The organism is Streptomyces sp. NPDC055966, assembly GCF_042269865.1.
Taxonomy (GTDB): Bacteria; Actinomycetota; Actinomycetes; order Streptomycetales; family Streptomycetaceae; genus Streptomyces.
In genome coordinates this window covers 72488-88305 of the sequence record NZ_JBHJYK010000025.1, presented here as the reverse complement: position 1 = coordinate 88305, position 15818 = coordinate 72488, and the positions used below count along the sequence as shown (strand labels likewise).

Sequence of the window (15818 nt, the reverse complement as noted above, 5' to 3'; positions counted from 1 at the left end):
ACGCCGCTGCTGGGTCGCGGGGGCTGGCGTGGGCCGTGGATGGTGTGCTCGTGCCGGTCAGGGACGTGGTCGTCGGCAGGTGATCGTCTGTCAGCGGCTGACTTCCGCGTTCGTCAGCACGAGCAGGGCGCGCAGGAGTGTGGTGGCGTGGATGGCGTTCATGCGGACCTTGCTGAGGATCCGCCAGTTCTTCAGGTCGGCGAAGCCGCGCTCGTTCGCCGCCCGCTCGCGGCTCACCAGCCGGTTCGCCTCCTTCTGGGCGGCGGTGAGCGGATGGCCGCGACGCGCCCGGCGGCCGGTGGCGATCACAGGGTCGTCGGGGTCGTCGTCCGGACCGATGAAGCCGAGGTCGGCCAGGGCATCGAGGCCGGCTTCCCGCAGGCGGGTGGTGATCTTGTTGTGGCGGGCGGTGGTGATCTCACTGGAGCGCCCCGGCTTCGCCGCCGAGATCCACACCAGGTTGCCGCGCTCGTCGGTCAAAGCGAGGAACGGCAGGCCGTGGGCCTTGTGTTTGCCCGAATAGTTCGGCCGGTTCCCGTCCCCGGTACGCCGGCGGGTGCGCACAAGGGTGCCGTCGAGCAGCACGACAACGCCACTCTGGCGGGCGATTTTCTTCAGGGCGCGGTCCAGACGCGGGGCACGCGCTGCGAGGAGCTCGAGCACTTCCAGCAGCCGGCGGCGCACGGCGGAGGCGGAGTCGCCGTTGCCGCCCGCCATGTAGGAAAGCCGCTGGTCGTGGCGGAGGACGGCGAGGCCGATCAGAGCGATCCGGCCGGGCGGGAGCTTGCGCCAGCGGGAGCGGATCTTCTTCAGGTGGTCGCGGACCAGGCCGGAGACGAGGTCCAGGTTGGCGCTCGGCAGCGGCAGGCGACACTGGTAGACAAGGCCGTCAGTGCCCTCGACGGGGTGGTTGTTCTTTCGCACGGACGCCCCAACTCCCGCCGGGGGCCTGCGTGTTACGTCGACATGCGGCTGAGAGCGGTCATGCGGGAGGCTGCGGCAGGGCGGTGAAGCGGGCCGGGGGGTGCGGTGCAGTCAGACCCGGTCCGCCAGGCGCCTGAGCTTGTCGCGCACCGGCTCCACCTGACCAGGCGCGGTACCCCTGCCGAGTTTGACACTGATGTCCTTGACCGGGACCGGATCCGGGGCCGCGGCCACGATCGTCATGATCGTCTGGCAGTCGGCGGGCAGCACGCTCTCATCCATGGCCGGCTCGCGGTGCGGGACCAGGAGCATCCCGCCCGCACCCGGGGCAGTCGTGACCCGCTCCAACTCGGCGGCCACGGCCGGTCGTCGGCCTCACCGGCGCGTTCGGCCTCGATGAACTGCCCGATCACCACCTCTGCCGCCTCCAGCCGGGCCAACTCGGCATCGATCTCGGCGAGTTCCTTGCGCAGCCGGTCGGCGCGATCGGCCAGAACCACCCGCTGCTGCATCACCCACACCCATACATCCGCCACCAGCAGCTCCTCCCGCACACGCTCCCTCGGGAGCCTTCGAAGGAGCCAGAACCCGGCACCGCGATTCCAACGAGTCGACAACGCGCCCGGTGATCACCTGCTAGCGATCACGCATCTGACCCGCACAAGCACCCCATCCGCGGTCCACGCCAGCCCCTGCGACCTGCAACTTCAGGTTGAAAACCTCTCAGTGGTTCCGGGCTGGTGAGTGCTCACCTGCTGGCGGCTTCGAACCGTAGTCCCTCCTACGACCCGCTGAGTCCCATGAGGGCCGGCAGGCTGATCCACCGCCGCCGCAGGATACCGGTCACGGGCTCGCCGGCCGGAGGTTCCGGCTGGGCGAGCGCCACTTCGGCGTCGGCGACCTGGTGCTGCGCCGAGGCCAGAACGCGCTCCAGTGCCCGGGTAAGTCTTCGCTGATGACATACCAGGGTGAGGCGCACTGCGGTGCGGGAGCGCAGTGCGATCAGGTCGGCGAGACAGGAGTCGGCTGCAGGCTCCTCGGGTGGGGAAAGTGACCGTTTGTGAAAGTAGCCATGCGTGGGGCTCTGCCTGCCTGCCACGCCTTGTACGGCGGCCGTCGGCTCGTGCCCGGGCCGGTCTCGGTGGAGTGAACTGCTCGTGTGGACGGTCTACATGGTGGTGTCGTGGAGCGGGCTGACGACCTGTGTGCTGACGTGCTGGTAGATCACGTTGCTGCGGAAGTTGACGATCTCTCGGCGCTGGCTGAAGCGGTCCATGAGGAACGTGTGTAGTTGGTCGACGTCCGGTACGGCCACGTGGACGAGGAAGTCGTCGCTGCCCGCGATGACAAACACGGACAGGACCTCGGGCAGGGCGCTCACGTACGTTTTGAAGCCTTCGATGACATCCCGGCTGAGCGGGCGCACCTGGATCGACAGCAGCGCCTGGACGGGGCGGTTGAGTGCGCGCAGGTCGACCGCCGCGTGGAAGCCTGTGATCACTCCGCGCTGGCGCAGCGCGCGCGTGCGCTCCAGGCAGGTGGACGGGGCGATACCCAAGACGCGGGCCAGCTCCCTGTTGGTGATCCGTGCATCGCGCTGCAGATGTTCCAGGATCAGCGAATCAAGTTCGTTCATGACCACCATTCTCATCCATCAGACGAATTTCCTTCGGCTCATCTCTTGAACTGTGGTTGATCGCTCTATGTTTGCCTCCGTCAGCCGAACAACGAGTGGAGGCGCATGGTGGAGAGGCGGCCTGGCCTGGGGGTCGGGACAGGTACGGCCCTGTGCATCGGTGCGGTACTGGGGCCCGGAGTACTGACTTTGACGTCCACGGCCGCGGCAGCCGCGGGACCGGGGTCGATACTGGCGTGGCTCGGACTCGTCGTGGTGAGCCTGCCGATCGCCTGGGTGTTCGCCGTGCTGGGCGCCCGGCATCCCGACGGCGGCGGGGTGGCGACCTTCGCTCGCAGAGCCTTCGGACCGCGACTCGCCGCACCCGTGGGCTGGTGGTTCTACTGGGCCGTTCCTCTGGGCGTGCCTGCCGCGGCACTCATCGGCGGGGAGTACACGGCCGCCGCAGCCGGGTGGGGGCATTCCACCGCGGCTGCGGTCGCCCTGCTGGTCCTGGCCACGGCCTACGGCAGCAACCTCGTCGGCTTGCGCCTGTCGGGCCGGATACAACTGCTCATGGTCGGACTGCTGGCATCCCTGCTGGCGGTCACGATCACCGTGGCTGGCACTCATGTCCAGCGCGCCCACTTCACTCCCTTCATGCCCCGTGACTGGACCTCCGTCGGGATTGCGGCGGGCATCCTGTTCTTCGCCTTCGCGGGTTGGGAAGCCATCAGCCACCTCTCGGCGGAGTTCTCCGCCCCCCGCCGTGATCTTCCCCGCGCGACCCTGCTGGCCTGGGGCATCGTCAGTGTCCTCTACCTGGGACTCGCCCTCGTCACCATCGGAGTGCTCGGGCCACGGGCCGGAACCACCACCACCCCTCTCACGCTCCTGCTGGAACAAGGCTTCGGCGCACCCGCCCGCGCCGTGGCGGCAACCGCCGCGCTCCTGCTCACCTTCGGCGCGGTCAACGCCTACCTCGCGGGAGCCGCCCGGCTGGGCGAGGCACTAGGACACCAGGACGCCATGCCGCGCAGCATCACCACCAAAGCCGCGGGGGCCACGGCTGTCCCCCGGCGCAGCCTTACGGTCGTCACGCTTGCCTCGGCAGTGATCGCCGTGACGGCGGCCTTCGGGCTCATCGGCCTGGACAGCCTGTTGCGCGCCACCTCCGCCTGCCTGGCCGCCGTCACTCTTGCCGGACTCGCCTCCGCGACCGTCCTGCTGCGGGGCCGCGCCCTCTTGCGGATCAGCGCCGGCGTGAGCTGCGGCATGGTCGGCACCGTGCTCATCTTCTGCGGCCCCTTCCTGCTGGTGCCCACTGCCCTGGCTGCTGCTGCCACCGGCTTCCATGCCGTCAGCACCTCCGCTCGCACCGTACGAAGCGCAAGAGCTCACGAGACCGCACGAAGCCGTGAGGCTGCAGGAAACCGCGAGAAGGGAATTGCCGCATGACCACCGCGTCCGACCACTACGACCGCCTTCTGGCAGCGCACTACACCTGGATGCTCGGCGGAGATGTCGCTGTCGTGGCCCGAGACCAAGCGCGCCTGCTGAACGACCTCGACGTATGCCCTGGCGCGGCAGGCACGCTCGCCGTCGATCTCGGCTGCGGACCGGGACCCCAGAGCCTGGCACTCGCCGAACTGGGCTTCTCCCCGGTCCTCGCGATCGACACCAGCCGACCGCTCCTCGACGAACTCACCGACCTCATGGGCCGCACCGGACACGCGTGTGCCATCCGCCCGACACAGGCGGACGTCCGGGGCGCGCTAGCAGCACACACCCAACCCGCCACCGTGTCCGCAGTGGTGTGCATGGGCGATACCCTGACCCATCTGCCGAGCAAAGATGATGTGGCAGCACTGCTGCGCGACGCGGCCCGGTGCCTCGCCACGAACGGCCAGCTGATCCTCAGTTACCGCGACCTGACCCGGCCTCTCACAGGAACCGACCGCTTCCTTCCCGTACGCGCCACCGACGAGAGGATCATGACCTGTTTCCTTGAGTACGTCGACGTCGATACCGTCATGGTCCACGATCTGATCCACACGCGCGCCGGGAACACATGGACTCAGCACGTCAGCTGTTACCCCAAACTCCGTATCAGCCCCGCCTGGCTGATCGATCGCTGCCGCGATGTGGGTCTGCACATCCAGCACAGCGCCGACGGGCCGCGCGGTCTACACATCATCACCGCGACCAAGTCTTGACCTCGAATACTGACGGAAGGACCGTAGTGACCCCTCGTCCGGCTACCGCCGCACCCTGGCTGCGGGCTGTCCACTGGTACCGAGCGGAACCGCAGAACCACTCTCGCACCGCCTGCGATCCCAGTGCCGAAAAGCAGCGCCAGGGAGGCCCGCGATGAGCCGCATAACCGTGAACGACGCCACGCTGCACTATGACGACTTCGGCCCCTCGGACGGCATTCCGGTCGTTCTGATCCACGGGCACCCGTTCAACCGCACGCTGTGGGCCCCTCAGGCCCACGCGCTCAGCGCGGCCGGGCACCGGGTGATCACCCCCGACCTGCGTGGTTACGGGGAAAGCAGCGTGACGCCCGGCAAAGTGCTCCTCTCCGATTTCGCCGACGACATCGCCGTTCTCCTTGACCACCTGAACATCGAGCGCGCAGTGATCGGCGGCGTCTCCATGGGCGGCCAGATCTCCATGGAGTTCTGCCGCCGCCACCTGGCGCAGGTTCGGGCGCTCGTCCTGTCCGACACGTCAGCCCTCGCCGAGACCCACGCGGGCAGGGCATTCCGCAACCGCCTCGCCGACCGGCTGCTCTCCGAGGGTATGGGTGGTTACGCGGACGAGGTCATCGACAAAATGCTCGCTTCCTACAACGTCGCTGCTCTCCCGGATGTGGCCGCACACATTCTCGGCCTGATGCGCACCACCGATCCCCGTGGGGCTGCCGCGGCACTGCGCGGCCGCGCCGAACGTCCCGACTACCGCGACACCCTCGTCACTGTCGCCACCGCCGGTGTTCCCACTCTGATCGTGGTCGGCGCGGACGACGTCTACACGCCCGTCACCGAGGCCGAGGCCATCGCGAGTCTCGTTCCCCATGCCACTCTGAGTGTCATCGACGGCGCCGGGCATCTGCCGGGCGCGGAGCAACCCGAGCGCTTCAACACCGTCTTGCTGGACTTCCTCCGAACACAGCCGTTCGAACACGCTCAATAGCCCTGACCCGTGTTGTCCTGATGTTACTCAAACCCGAGATGGACAAGCTGCGGCGATGCAATCGCGCCCTCGAAGGAGGACACCCCACACGGGTGTTGCCAGCGAAGAACCGCTCACTCTTCCACGCCGTCATCGTCCTCGTCGAGGTGGGCCGCAGCCCGGCCGCGCAAGGGTCGCAGCCCCTCGCACGGCGGGCGGGCGGCGAAGCTGTAGCGGCCGGCCCAGGCAGTTGAGGTTGACGTGCTTGAGCGGGGAGACCCGGGCGACGCCCCCGTCCAGGACGTCGTGCTCCCGCTCCTCGGGTGGCTGAGCCCGCAGGTAGTCGACGGCGGCGTCGAGCTAGCGGGTCGTCCAGAGGTCGGCGGCATTCAGGACCATGCCGGGCTCACCGAGATGCTCCTCCTGCCCCGTCCTATACGCCAGCATGATCTGGCCGCGCTTGCCGTGGTAGATGTCCCGGGCGGGCTTGTGCCGCGGCTCCTGGACGGTCAGCTGCCAGTTCATCTGCCGACGGTAGGCGTCGTCGACCGGGTCGACGACTCTCGAGTCCTTCAACCGGTTCTCCCAGTGGGTCGGCTTCGGCAACCAGGACGTCAGCGCCGACAACGACCCCGTCGAGCAGGAGAAGGCGACGAAATTCAATACTCTGTTGACGAACGCGGTGATCCTCCACCACGCCCTGGGCATCGCCGAGATCGTTCGCCAACTCCTGGAGAAGGGATGGGAGATCGACCCGGAGGACCTGGCCCAGGTCTCCCCGTACCTGACCGACCACATCAAGCGGTTCGGCGAGTACAGCACCCACGAACTCGGCATCCAGCCCGAGGCCTACGATCCCAAGCTCGATGTCGACTTCACCCAGCTCCGCGAACAGGAACCGGCCGCCCCCTGCTTCGGCACGGCCGCCTGATCGCGTCGCTCACCGGGCGGCCGCCTGGGCCAGCCGGCGGTCCAACTCACTGTCGAGATCCTGCTCCTCGGCGGGGCTGGGAGCGTAGCCGGTCCACGCCTTCGGAGCGGCGCGGGCCTGCTCGGCCCGCTCGGCCGGGGTGAGCAGGCTCTCGGCAAGGCGAGCCAGGCAGGCACGCAGCGACAGACCCTCGGCCGCCGCCAGGGCGGCGAGCCGGTCCCGGGCCTGGCCAGCCGGCGGTGCCGACGGCCTTCTCGCCTTGGGCGAGGAAGTGACGGAAGTCGGCGTCCTCCTTCTCCAGGATCGAGGCGGCCTGTGCTCGTCGGCGGCGGTGTGGCCGCTGCTGCACCGGCACGGCTGGTCCTGGCAGTGTCCCGCCCGCCGGGCCCTGGAGCGCGACGAGCAGGCGGTGGGCCTGCGGAAGAAGGATGTGTGGCCGCAGGCGGAATGACTGCGGCGGCGCTGGGCGCGTACCTACTGGAGCCGTGCCTCCTGGCTCGAAGCGGTCAATAGGCAAGCCTCGGCCAGCATGGCTGAGACGCTCCTGCACATGCTCGACCTGTCCACGGACGAGGCCGCGGCGGCGTCCGGCGCACTCTTCCCACTCCAGCCTGACGAGGGCGCCGTGCCCCTCGGCTTCATAGGTGGATGGGCAGGTGGCGGGGTCCGCGAAGCATGGCGTTCTGCCGGTAAGGGGGCCGGTCCTGGACCAGGCTTGCCGTCGCGAGATAGGGAAGCAGCGCGCCGAGCGCGGCGTAGGCCTCGACACGGGCCAAGGGGCCGCCGTAGCAGGCATGGATGCCACTGCCGAAGCCGAGGTGCTGGTTGTCCGGGCGGGCGGGGTCGAACCGGTCGGGGTCGGGGAACCGCTTGGGGTCGCGGTTGCCGGAGGCGAGGGCCAGGATGACGGAGGCGCCTTGGGGGATGGGCGTACCGGCGACGTCCACGTCGGCGTGCGGGATGCGCTCGCGCATGTGGACCGGGGGCTCGTAGCGCAGCAGTTCCTCCACCGCACGCGGCAGCAACTCCGGTTCCCGGCGCAGCCGGTCCAACTGCTCGGGCTGGCGCAGGAAGGTGAGGGCGCCGTTGGCGATCAGGTTGACCGTGGTCTCATGTCCGGCGATGAGGAGGAGTATGGCGGTTTCCGCGAGTTCCTCCTGGGTGAGCCGCAGGGCCGGGTCCGGCTCGTTGACGAAGGCGGAGAGCATGTCGTCGCCCGGCTTGCCACGGCGCTGCTCGGCCAGGTTCAACAGGTAGCCGCCCATCTCCATCCGTGCCTGGTCGCCGGCCTTGTCCGGCTCGGTGGAGTCGTCGTCGGGCCTGACGTCGGCGGCTGCGACGATCGCGTCGGACCAGGCCCGGAAGAGCGGCTCGTCCTCGTGCGGCACGCCGAGCAGGCGGCAGATCACGGTGACGGGCAGCGGGTAGGCGAAGTCGTCGACGATGTCCACCTGCCGGCCCGCCTCGAACGGCTCCAGCAGTTCCTTGGTGATCCGGTCGATCTCGCCGCGCATGCCGTCGACCCGGCCCGGGCTGTGCGGGGGCCCGAAGGGCCGCATGGCCAGGGTGCGCAGCCTGTGGTGCTCGGGGTCGTCGAGCCGCAGGAACGGCGGCTTGTGGGTCACCTCGCCGCGGGTGCGGGGGTCGGCACTCATCCGTGGGTCGTGGAGCAGAGCGACGATGTGGTGGTAGGTGCCGATCAGGTAGCTGCCGTCGGCCTGCTGGACCACCGGACCGGCCTCGCGGAGTTCCGCGTACAGCGGATAGGGGTTGGGACGGCTGGCGTAGTCGGTGATCCGTGCCAGCAAGGTCGCGGAGTCCATGGTGGCTCCTCGTAGGGGGCGGGATGTGGGCTACACCACCGTCAGCCGGCGGTCGGGAAGGTGACCGGTGAGCGCGACGGTCGGACCGTGGGACAGCACTGAGGGGTCCGGTACGGCGGAGGGGATCGTGATGTCGGCCGCGATCGCACGGTCCTGCGCGCCGGGCGGGGGCGGGAAGGGAGCGGCGGTCTCGATCAGGTGCCGGTAGTAGTCGAGCGCCTTGGCCATGTCGACGGTGACGGCGGCGGTGACCCGGCCCTGGTAGCCGTAGACCATCGCCAGACGGCGTGCCTCCAGGGAGCCCTGGGCGATGACCACGTGGTCGGAGTAGGTGGGGACGCCCACCGACTTGATGTTGAGTCCGAACTGGGTCGACCAGAAGACCGGGATGGCCAGGTGCGGGCGCTGCAGCGGCCCCGGGTTGACCATGTTGTGGGCCGCCACCGCGGCCTGCTCGACCGCGTTGCCCCAGTGCTCCAGGGAGAGCATCTGGTAGCCGAACAGCGGGTGGGGGAAGCGGGAGACGTCGCCGGCCACGAAGACGTCGTCGGTGACGATCCCGTACATGTTGAAGGCCCGGCAGCCTGCGTCGCAGGCGATGCCGCGGGGGCCCGCCGCCAGCCCGGACTCCGCCAGCCACTCCACGTTGCGGACCGCGCCCAGCGCCACGACGCACACGTCCGCCTCGACGCGGCTGCCGTCGGACAGCTGCGCGCCGGTGAAGGCACCGTTGCCGTTCAGGGCGGTGACCGTCACCCCGGTGCGCAGGTCCACGCCGTGGTTGCGCTGCATGACGGCGGCGAGCTTGGACAGGGTGCCGCCGAGCGCACCTACCAGGGGTGCGGGGCCGCGTTCGGCGACGGTCACCTCAAGGCCCAGTTCCCGGCAGGCGGAGGCGATCTCGGAGCCGGTGAAGCCGCCTCCGATCACCAGTACCCGCTCTGGTCTCGCGGCCAGCCGCTCGGCCAGTCCCGCGCCGTCCTCGCGCGTGCGCAGGGTGAACACCCCGTCCAGGGCGCCTTCCTCCGGGTTGGGCCAGGGCCGCGCGCGCGTTCCGGTGGCGATCAGCAGCCGGTCGTAGGGCAGCGACTCGCCGTCGGCCAGCAGTACCCGTTTCGCCAGCAGGTCCACACCGGTGGCGCGCACGCCGAGGCGCCACTCGGCGTCCGGGTCCCGACGCATCGGCAGCTCGAGGGTGTCCGCCGTCGCCTGGCCCAGCAGCACCTGCTTGGACAGCGGCGGCCGGTCGTAGGGCGCATGGGGCTCGTCCCCGACCACGGTCAGAGACCCGGCGAAGCCCTCCTCGCGCAGCGCCTCCGCGGCTCTCAGCCCGGCCAGCGACGCGCCGACGATGACGATCCGGCCGTCTTTCAGGTCACCGGGCACCGGTGCTCACCTCTTCCCCGAGGAGGATCGCCTGCACCGGGCACGCCGCCGCGGCCTGGCGTACCCGCTCCACCTGGTCGTCTGGGACGGCCGTGGCGTACAGCAGCCCCTCCTCCCCGTGCAGCTCGAACACCTCCGGGGCGAGGAACACGCACTGTGCATAGCCCTGGCAGCGTGTGAGGTCGACAACGGTCCGCATCTCCACCACTTCTTCCTCCGTTGTCACACCCCCCTCATCTCCAGCATGGGGCCAGACCCGGATGCCTGCATGCCTTGTGATCGAGAGCCGGGATTCGGGCCAGCACGATGAGAGAGAAATGGATGAACTCCCGGGAACGACCTTCCAGTTGCTCATCAGCGTTCAGCGGTGACACCTCACCGAAGCAGTGGTGCGCCGTGCGGTCAGCCCGTCCGGGTGACCCGAGTCACTGTCGCCGCCCCATCATTTCCATACGACGTATGGTTATCCTGGCAGGGCGATTCCATACAGCGTATGGAACGGCTGGATCGGACAACGCCAGGCGCTTCACATCGCCTGCAAAAGCAGCCGTTGCTGCAGATCGCACCAACCGGAAGGAAAGATCATGAAGAAGCTCACGAGGCGGATTGCTGTCGCTGTTTCCTCCGTGGCGGTCGCGGGTGTCGCCGTTGTCGGTGCCGGGGGCACCGCTTCGGCCGCGACTCCCGCATCCGTGCGCGTCCAGCGGTCGGCCGCCGGCGTCAACGCCGCCGACTACCGTTGGGACCACGGCGTCGGCTACCTGATCGAGCAGGGCTATTGCTGGGACGCAAACCGTGGCTGGCACCACGACGACCGTGTCACCGACTCGTCCTGGCACAGCCGCGACGGTCGCTGCTACCGCTGGGACGACGAGGGGCGCGGGTGGAAGTCCGACAGGTCGTACCGGCACAACTGGAACCGCTACGAGCGCGACGGCCGGGACTGGGACCACCACGACCAGTACCACGGCGACCGGGACCACCTCGGCTGGGACCACTACGACCGGAACCACGGTGACCGGTGAGACAGGTACTGCTTGTGCCCACATGGGCCGAATCCGTACCCCTTGCTCTGATGCCTGCTGGCGGCAGGGATGCGACCGCTGGTCAAGGATCAGCGGTCCCCTGACCACCGCCCGGGCGGGCGATTGAGTGAGGGCCTGTTCCCCTTGAACCTGTCTGCGGACACCTACCAGTGTCGCAGGCACGCGCCGCCACGAATCGCATGGTCCGCCGATACCGACCGGCGCCCGAGCCCTGCTACAACGCCTCTTCCTCCGATGCCTTTTCGCTGCCGCAAGCGGCAGGACGCAGCCGAGGCAGGGGATGCCTTGGAGTGAATACCGATGGAGTCTTTGAGGAGCGTGGTTCAAGGACTGACCGCGCAGCTCGTCGTCTCACGCACCTACTCGCTCCCCCTGTGTATGCGTCTGCGGTACGAGCCCGCCGATCCCTATATCGTCCGTGCCGCCTTCTTCCCTCACAGCGACGAGCCGGTCGAATGGGTCCTGGGGCGTGATCTTCTGACCGATGGCCTGAAAGGTTCCGCAGGTCATGGGGACGTCCGGATCTGGTCGGCCGTCGGCCGTGGCGACCAGGCGATGTACATCGCTCTCGGGTCTCGCGCGGGCACCGCCCTGGTCGAGGTTCCCGTGCAGGACGTCAAGGCATTCCTGGAGCGCACGGAGGCTCTGGTGCCACGGGGCACCGAAGCCGGACGCATCGACTGGGATGTCGAACTGGCGCACCTGCTCTCGCAAAGCTGACCACTGACCATCCACGCTCAGACGGAAAAGGAACGAGTGTCCATGTCCCAGTACCGGCTCCGTGTCTACACGCTGTGCAGCCCTGAGGCGCTCGTCGCCTACGAGAACATCTGGTCCAAGCACATCCCCGGTATGGCGAAGTACCGGATCACCACGCACGGCATCTGGACGGTGCCCGCGGCTTTCGGAAGTGAGACGCCCAAGCTGTACGCCCTCGTCTCATAGGGGCCATGGTCCAACAGCTCTTGTCACGGGGAAGATTCCCCGGCACGGGACATGAGGTGCGGCCGGTGCAGATGACGCGAGGGGGTGCGTTCGATGATCAGGAAAGCGGCGTCGTCGGTGAGTCGCCCTCCGGTGTGCGCGAGCAGGTCACGGTGAATGTGGTGCAGCAGCGCGTCGGGGTTTGAAGGGGGGAAGGCGGCGACTCGTTCGGCGAGCGGATAGAAGGCCCCAGCTGGTGAGCGTGCTTCGATCACGCCGTCGGTGTAGAGCAGCAGCATGTCACCTGGTTCCAAGGTGAAGGGGTCGGTGCTGTCCTTGCGGACGCAGAGGGCGCACAGACCCAAGGGGGGCGCGGGCCGGCGGGAGTACAGGACGGTCACCTGGTCTCCTCGGACCAGCAACGGCGGCGGATGGCCGCAGTTGAGCAGCTCAGCCTGCGGGCCCTGATCGGGGATGTCGACCATGATGGCGGTGATGAAGTGCTCGTCGACGTCGTGCGCGGTATCGGCGACCTCGTCCAGATTCCGGCAGACGCTGTCTTCGACGGCGGTGACGAGCTCGGGCAACGTGTCGTACCGGTGAGCGCCCTCACGGAACGCACCCATCACCACCGATGCCTCGCCGATGGAGGCCAGCCCATGGCCTCGTACGTCGCCGATGAGTACCCGGGTGCAGGGGTGATCGGCGCGCGCGACCGCCAACAGGTCGCCCCCGATCTGGGCCTCCTCCTCAGCGGCCAGATACAGCCAGGCCACCCGCAACGGCCCGATCCGGCGGGGTGGAGGCCGCAGCAGAATCCACTGGGCCGTCTCGGCCACCGACCGCACCCGGCTCAGCTCCCGGGCACGCCGCTCCCGCACATAGGCAATGAAGACCACCAGAGCCGACAGCACGGCCAGGGCGATGAGCTGCGCCACGTGGTTGGTCGTGGTCAGCCCGCCGTGGAAGACCGAGATGATCACCAGGGCGGCCTGCGCCAGAGCCCCGACCACAGCGGTCAGCCGCGGACCGGCGAAGGAGGCGGTCAGAGTCGGCGCGATGACCAGCAGCGGGCCCAGATGAACACTGGTGCCTATGCCGATGTCCGTCACGGTGATGGCAACGATCAGTGCGAGCGCGATCCCCAGCAGCCCGCGCCCCGCGCGCTGCTCCAAGAGGCGATCATCCGATATCCCTCGCGCACCCATACGCCCTTTTTACGCCCTCTTCGGCCGTACATGCCCCTGCGTCGGTTCCTGTCGAGGTCGGTACGGCTTGCGGTGTTGCATGTGAGCGCGGACGGGAGTACTCGCCCATTACCGCTGGTCACTAGCCCAGGTCAGCGGAGGAACTGGTTCCAGGCGATGCCGCCGAGGTCTGATCAGGTCCGTGATCCGGGGCGAGCGACCCGAACGCTGGCGTCCAGGCTCCTGGCCACTGCCAGACGCTGCGTTTCCTGGAGCCCTACGAGACCGAGGCCATGTACACCGTCCAGGCGAGCAGAGCATCGGCAAACATGGTCGGCGAAGCCGCTGCGGAAGGAAGGCGTACCCCGCTGCGAAGCATTGAAGGGCGGAGACCTTGTCGGACGGATGGCCTGGCTTGCTTCGCGGCCGCAAGCCGCTGCTCCTAGGACCAACCTCGCAAAGCGGCGTCCACGACGGCGTTCACGGTGTCGCGCCCCAGGCCGTTCCCCACGAAGAAACGCTCGAAGAACAGCGGCCCGGCGGTGGCCCTGGCGAGGCCGCCAGGCTCATGGTGGGCGCGATGACCGTGCCCAGCCCGATGCCGACGAGTACCAGCTGGGGCAGTACCTGCGTCACGTATCCGCTGTTCAGATCGAGCGTGGTCAGCCAGATCAGCCCGACGGGCGCAATGGCCATGTCCAGCGGGACCACCGGCTTCGGTCCTATGCGCGCCACCAGGACGTTGTTGGCCACGGCGGATGCGGACGACGAGGCCACGATCAGGGGCAGGAAGGCGAAGCCGGTGTTCAGGGCGCTGTAGCCGAGGCTCTGCTGCAGGTAGTAGGTCAGGAACAGGAACACGCCGACCATGCCTGCGCCGGTGACGAAGAGGGTGGCGAAGGAGGCGCCGCGGTTACGGTCCAGCAGGACCCGCAGGGGCAGCAGCGGAGACGCCGCCCTGTTCTGCCACCGGGCGAAGACGGCCACCAGTACGGCGCCGACTGCCGGCATGCCCCAGGTCGCCACCGAGCCCCAGCCGTGTGTTTCGGCGTTTGAGAACCCGTAGACCAGGCAGGACAGTCCGATGGACATGGTCCAGCGCCAGTCCAGGTACCGGGTCAGCACGCCGCCGAGGATCAGGCCGATAGCTCCGCCGGCAGCGGCGACCGATCCCGCGACGGTGAAAGCTTTCGCCCGTTCGCGCGGATCGGTGAAGGTGGTCATCAGGACCGACAGGGCCGACGGGGCCCGCAGGGCAGCGAACAGGCCCCGAACTGCGCGCGCGATGACGAGCATGACGAAACCGTTCGCCGCGCCTGCCACCATGGAAGCGGCCGCGAAGCCGGCCAGACCCACCAGGAACGTCACCTTCTGCCCGACCAGGTCCGCGACCTTGCCGCCAAGCAGCAGCAGACTGCCGAAGGCCAGCGCATAGGCGGTGACCACCCACTGCCTGTCGGCGTCCGAGAAGCCCAGGTCGTGCTGGGCGGACGGCAGGGCGATGTTCACGATGGTGCCGTCGAGGACACCCCATCAGCATCGACAGGGAAATGACCAACAGAATCCACCAGCGCCGCCGGTGCGACAGGTCGGGCACATTCTCAGGTGTGGTCTCGGCGGCGTAGCCGCCGCGGTGAACGGATGACGCGGGTGATTCAGCTCGACGAGGCCGACGGTCTCCCCCTTCAGGAGGGAGACCCGGAACAAGCCAACGACCATGGCCATTTCACGGTTCGGCGTCGGCATACGGCTGCCGTGCAGAGGCTGGATGTGGAACCACCCCGCCAGGCGGTCTCACCCGAGGGGACGCGGGGGTGGCTCCCGTGTGTCGCAGCCTGAGATCGCCCGACTTCGGGCGCGCCTCAGAGGCCAGCGCTTGGGGCGCAGCGTCTCAGGCTGACTGGCTCAATGGCTGGCGTCCCGGCCGTCACGACCGGCGGTGAGCCGGGTTTCCAGACCCGCGATCAGCGTGTCCATCACGAGGCGGAACATGTGGTCCTGGTCAGGGCCTTCAGGGGCCGCACTCGTAGAGCCAGGTTCTGCGTCCGCGGCCCCGTCTTCGTCGGCTTCAGGGCGGTGGGACTTGAGGGTCGACCACTGGTGGAGAGCGCCGTTGAGTTCGGCGGTGAGGACACCGATGACGACGGCGACCATCAGCGCGGCGATCTCCGAGACCTCTGACTGCGGCACACCGGCAGCCGCCACGATGGCGGTGAGGGTGGTCCAGAACGGGTCGTCGGGCTGGATGAAGTCCGGCTGGTGGCTGAACGAGTACGCCAGCAGCTTGGGGTGACGATGCGCCAGGGTCCGGAAGTCCGTGGCGAGCAGACGGATCCGCTCCTGCCAGGGAGCGTCCTCCAGTGTCACGGTGCGGAACTGCGCTCCGACCATTCTCGTCACTCCGCGCAGCACGGCTTCCTTGTTCGGCACGTGGTGGTACAGCGACATCGGGTTCGCGTCGAGCTCGGTGGCGAGTTTGCGCATGGTGAGCGCCTCGACCCCGTCGGCGTCGATGAGCCGCAGGGCGGCGGCATAGATCCCGGCCTCGGTCAGAGGCACGTCTCTCTTCCTCGTTCCCCGCGGGGGACGTCTCACCTTCTTTTCCATACCCCGTACGGTACCAGTTCCGTACACGGTACGGAAATGAGCTTCACCACAGCGCCACCTGGGCTCCCGCGGTTGCACTCCACTTTCCGTACCGCGTATGGTTTGGATTCCATACGGCGTATGTTTCCGTACGGCGCCACGGCATCGACCTACGCAGCGCGCCCTTGCCCATCCCCCCTCCACCCCTCCGCGCAGAGG

The 15818-nt window shown here is 68.4% G+C and carries 17 protein-coding genes and 3 pseudogenes; 8 read left to right on the top strand and 12 right to left on the bottom strand.

Annotated features, from left to right (window positions below; all coding sequences use genetic code 11):
- Nucleotides 1–90: 90 nt before the first annotated feature.
- The 4 genes from ACFC8N_RS39420 to ACFC8N_RS39405 form a co-directional block, all read right to left on the bottom strand.
- On the bottom strand, nucleotides 91–924 hold the full coding sequence (locus ACFC8N_RS39420; RefSeq protein ID WP_376293955.1) for a transposase family protein: 834 nt from the start codon (nucleotides 922–924) through the stop codon (nucleotides 91–93).
- Nucleotides 925–1035: 111 nt separating this feature from the next.
- A complete protein-coding gene (locus ACFC8N_RS39415) occupies nucleotides 1036–1167 on the bottom strand; it encodes a hypothetical protein (protein WP_376293952.1) in 132 nt (43 codons plus the stop codon).
- Nucleotides 1164–1478, bottom strand: coding sequence for a hypothetical protein (locus tag ACFC8N_RS39410; protein WP_376293950.1), 315 nt, complete (start codon nucleotides 1476–1478; stop codon nucleotides 1164–1166). The genes ACFC8N_RS39415 and ACFC8N_RS39410 overlap by 4 nt, the downstream gene beginning before the upstream one ends.
- Before the next feature lie 614 nt (nucleotides 1479–2092).
- Nucleotides 2093–2560: an Lrp/AsnC family transcriptional regulator gene (locus ACFC8N_RS39405; protein ID WP_356028707.1), complete on the bottom strand. Its 468-nt coding sequence runs from the start codon at nucleotides 2558–2560 to the stop codon at nucleotides 2093–2095.
- 105 nt (nucleotides 2561–2665) lie between these two features.
- Between ACFC8N_RS39405 and ACFC8N_RS39400 the strand changes: the two genes are divergently transcribed.
- From ACFC8N_RS39400 to ACFC8N_RS39390, 3 genes are all read left to right on the top strand, one after another.
- On the top strand, nucleotides 2666–3997 hold the full coding sequence (locus tag ACFC8N_RS39400; protein ID WP_376293947.1) for an APC family permease: 1332 nt from the start codon (nucleotides 2666–2668) through the stop codon (nucleotides 3995–3997).
- Nucleotides 3994–4755 carry a class I SAM-dependent methyltransferase gene (locus ACFC8N_RS39395; protein WP_376293945.1) on the top strand — a complete coding sequence of 254 codons (762 nt, stop codon included), beginning with the start codon at nucleotides 3994–3996 and terminating at the stop codon, nucleotides 4753–4755. The genes ACFC8N_RS39400 and ACFC8N_RS39395 overlap by 4 nt, the downstream gene beginning before the upstream one ends.
- A gap of 154 nt (nucleotides 4756–4909) precedes the next feature.
- Nucleotides 4910–5737, top strand: a complete 828-nt coding sequence (locus ACFC8N_RS39390) for an alpha/beta fold hydrolase (RefSeq protein ID WP_362821023.1) — start codon at nucleotides 4910–4912, stop codon at nucleotides 5735–5737.
- A 113-nt stretch (nucleotides 5738–5850) separates the two neighbouring features.
- Here ACFC8N_RS39390 and ACFC8N_RS39385 read toward each other — a convergent pair.
- Nucleotides 5851–6280, bottom strand: a pseudogene (locus ACFC8N_RS39385) (Tn3 family transposase); the annotation flags it as partial.
- Nucleotides 6281–6332: 52 nt separating this feature from the next.
- On the opposite strand from ACFC8N_RS39385, the pseudogene ACFC8N_RS39380 reads away from it, so the two are divergent.
- Nucleotides 6333–6647, top strand: a pseudogene (locus ACFC8N_RS39380) (Tn3 family transposase); the annotation flags it as partial.
- Between the two features lie 9 nt (nucleotides 6648–6656).
- Here ACFC8N_RS39380 and ACFC8N_RS39375 read toward each other — a convergent pair.
- Complete coding sequence (locus tag ACFC8N_RS39375; protein ID WP_376294028.1) at nucleotides 6657–6851, bottom strand: hypothetical protein; 195 nt, start codon at nucleotides 6849–6851, stop codon at nucleotides 6657–6659.
- Nucleotides 6852–6906: 55 nt separating this feature from the next.
- Here ACFC8N_RS39375 and ACFC8N_RS39370 point away from each other — a divergent pair, with 55 nt between their 5' ends.
- Nucleotides 6907–7098: a winged helix-turn-helix domain-containing protein gene (locus ACFC8N_RS39370; protein WP_376293943.1), complete on the top strand. Its 192-nt coding sequence runs from the start codon at nucleotides 6907–6909 to the stop codon at nucleotides 7096–7098.
- Between the two features lie 187 nt (nucleotides 7099–7285).
- Here ACFC8N_RS39370 and ACFC8N_RS39365 read toward each other — a convergent pair whose 3' ends face one another.
- Genes ACFC8N_RS39365 through ACFC8N_RS39355 form a run of 3 tightly spaced genes read right to left on the bottom strand, consistent with a single transcriptional unit; the run spans nucleotide 7286 to nucleotide 10055 of the window.
- Complete coding sequence (locus ACFC8N_RS39365; RefSeq protein ID WP_376293941.1) at nucleotides 7286–8470, bottom strand: cytochrome P450; 1185 nt, start codon at nucleotides 8468–8470, stop codon at nucleotides 7286–7288.
- 30 nt (nucleotides 8471–8500) lie between these two features.
- Complete coding sequence (locus tag ACFC8N_RS39360) at nucleotides 8501–9856, bottom strand: FAD-dependent oxidoreductase (protein WP_356028722.1); 1356 nt, start codon at nucleotides 9854–9856, stop codon at nucleotides 8501–8503.
- The gene (locus tag ACFC8N_RS39355; RefSeq protein ID WP_030176846.1) at nucleotides 9846–10055 is read right to left on the bottom strand and encodes a ferredoxin; all 210 of its coding nucleotides are present in this window, start codon (nucleotides 10053–10055) and stop codon (nucleotides 9846–9848) included. The genes ACFC8N_RS39360 and ACFC8N_RS39355 overlap by 11 nt, the downstream gene beginning before the upstream one ends.
- A 385-nt stretch (nucleotides 10056–10440) precedes the next feature.
- Here ACFC8N_RS39355 and ACFC8N_RS39350 point away from each other — a divergent pair, with 385 nt between their 5' ends.
- From ACFC8N_RS39350 to ACFC8N_RS39340, 3 genes are all read left to right on the top strand, one after another.
- Complete coding sequence (locus ACFC8N_RS39350) at nucleotides 10441–10881, top strand: hypothetical protein (protein WP_356028724.1); 441 nt, start codon at nucleotides 10441–10443, stop codon at nucleotides 10879–10881.
- A 339-nt stretch (nucleotides 10882–11220) separates the two neighbouring features.
- Nucleotides 11221–11622 carry an SsgA family sporulation/cell division regulator gene (locus ACFC8N_RS39345; protein WP_376293938.1) on the top strand — a complete coding sequence of 134 codons (402 nt, stop codon included), beginning with the start codon at nucleotides 11221–11223 and terminating at the stop codon, nucleotides 11620–11622.
- Nucleotides 11623–11664: 42 nt separating this feature from the next.
- On the top strand, nucleotides 11665–11847 hold the full coding sequence (locus ACFC8N_RS39340) for an NIPSNAP family protein (RefSeq protein ID WP_376293936.1): 183 nt from the start codon (nucleotides 11665–11667) through the stop codon (nucleotides 11845–11847).
- A 23-nt stretch (nucleotides 11848–11870) separates the two neighbouring features.
- On the opposite strand, the gene ACFC8N_RS39335 is transcribed toward ACFC8N_RS39340, so the two are convergent.
- The 3 genes and pseudogenes from ACFC8N_RS39335 to ACFC8N_RS39325 all read right to left on the bottom strand — a co-directional run bounded on the left by ACFC8N_RS39335 (nucleotide 11871) and on the right by ACFC8N_RS39325 (nucleotide 15572).
- On the bottom strand, nucleotides 11871–13001 hold the full coding sequence (locus ACFC8N_RS39335) for a PP2C family protein-serine/threonine phosphatase (protein WP_376293935.1): 1131 nt from the start codon (nucleotides 12999–13001) through the stop codon (nucleotides 11871–11873).
- A 564-nt stretch (nucleotides 13002–13565) separates the two neighbouring features.
- A pseudogene (locus tag ACFC8N_RS39330) lies at nucleotides 13566–14553 on the bottom strand (MFS transporter); the annotation flags it as partial.
- 365 nt (nucleotides 14554–14918) lie between these two features.
- Nucleotides 14919–15572 (bottom strand): TetR/AcrR family transcriptional regulator, encoded by a 654-nt coding sequence (locus tag ACFC8N_RS39325; protein ID WP_376293932.1) that lies wholly within the window; start codon nucleotides 15570–15572, stop codon nucleotides 14919–14921.
- Nucleotides 15573–15818 lie beyond the last annotated feature (246 nt).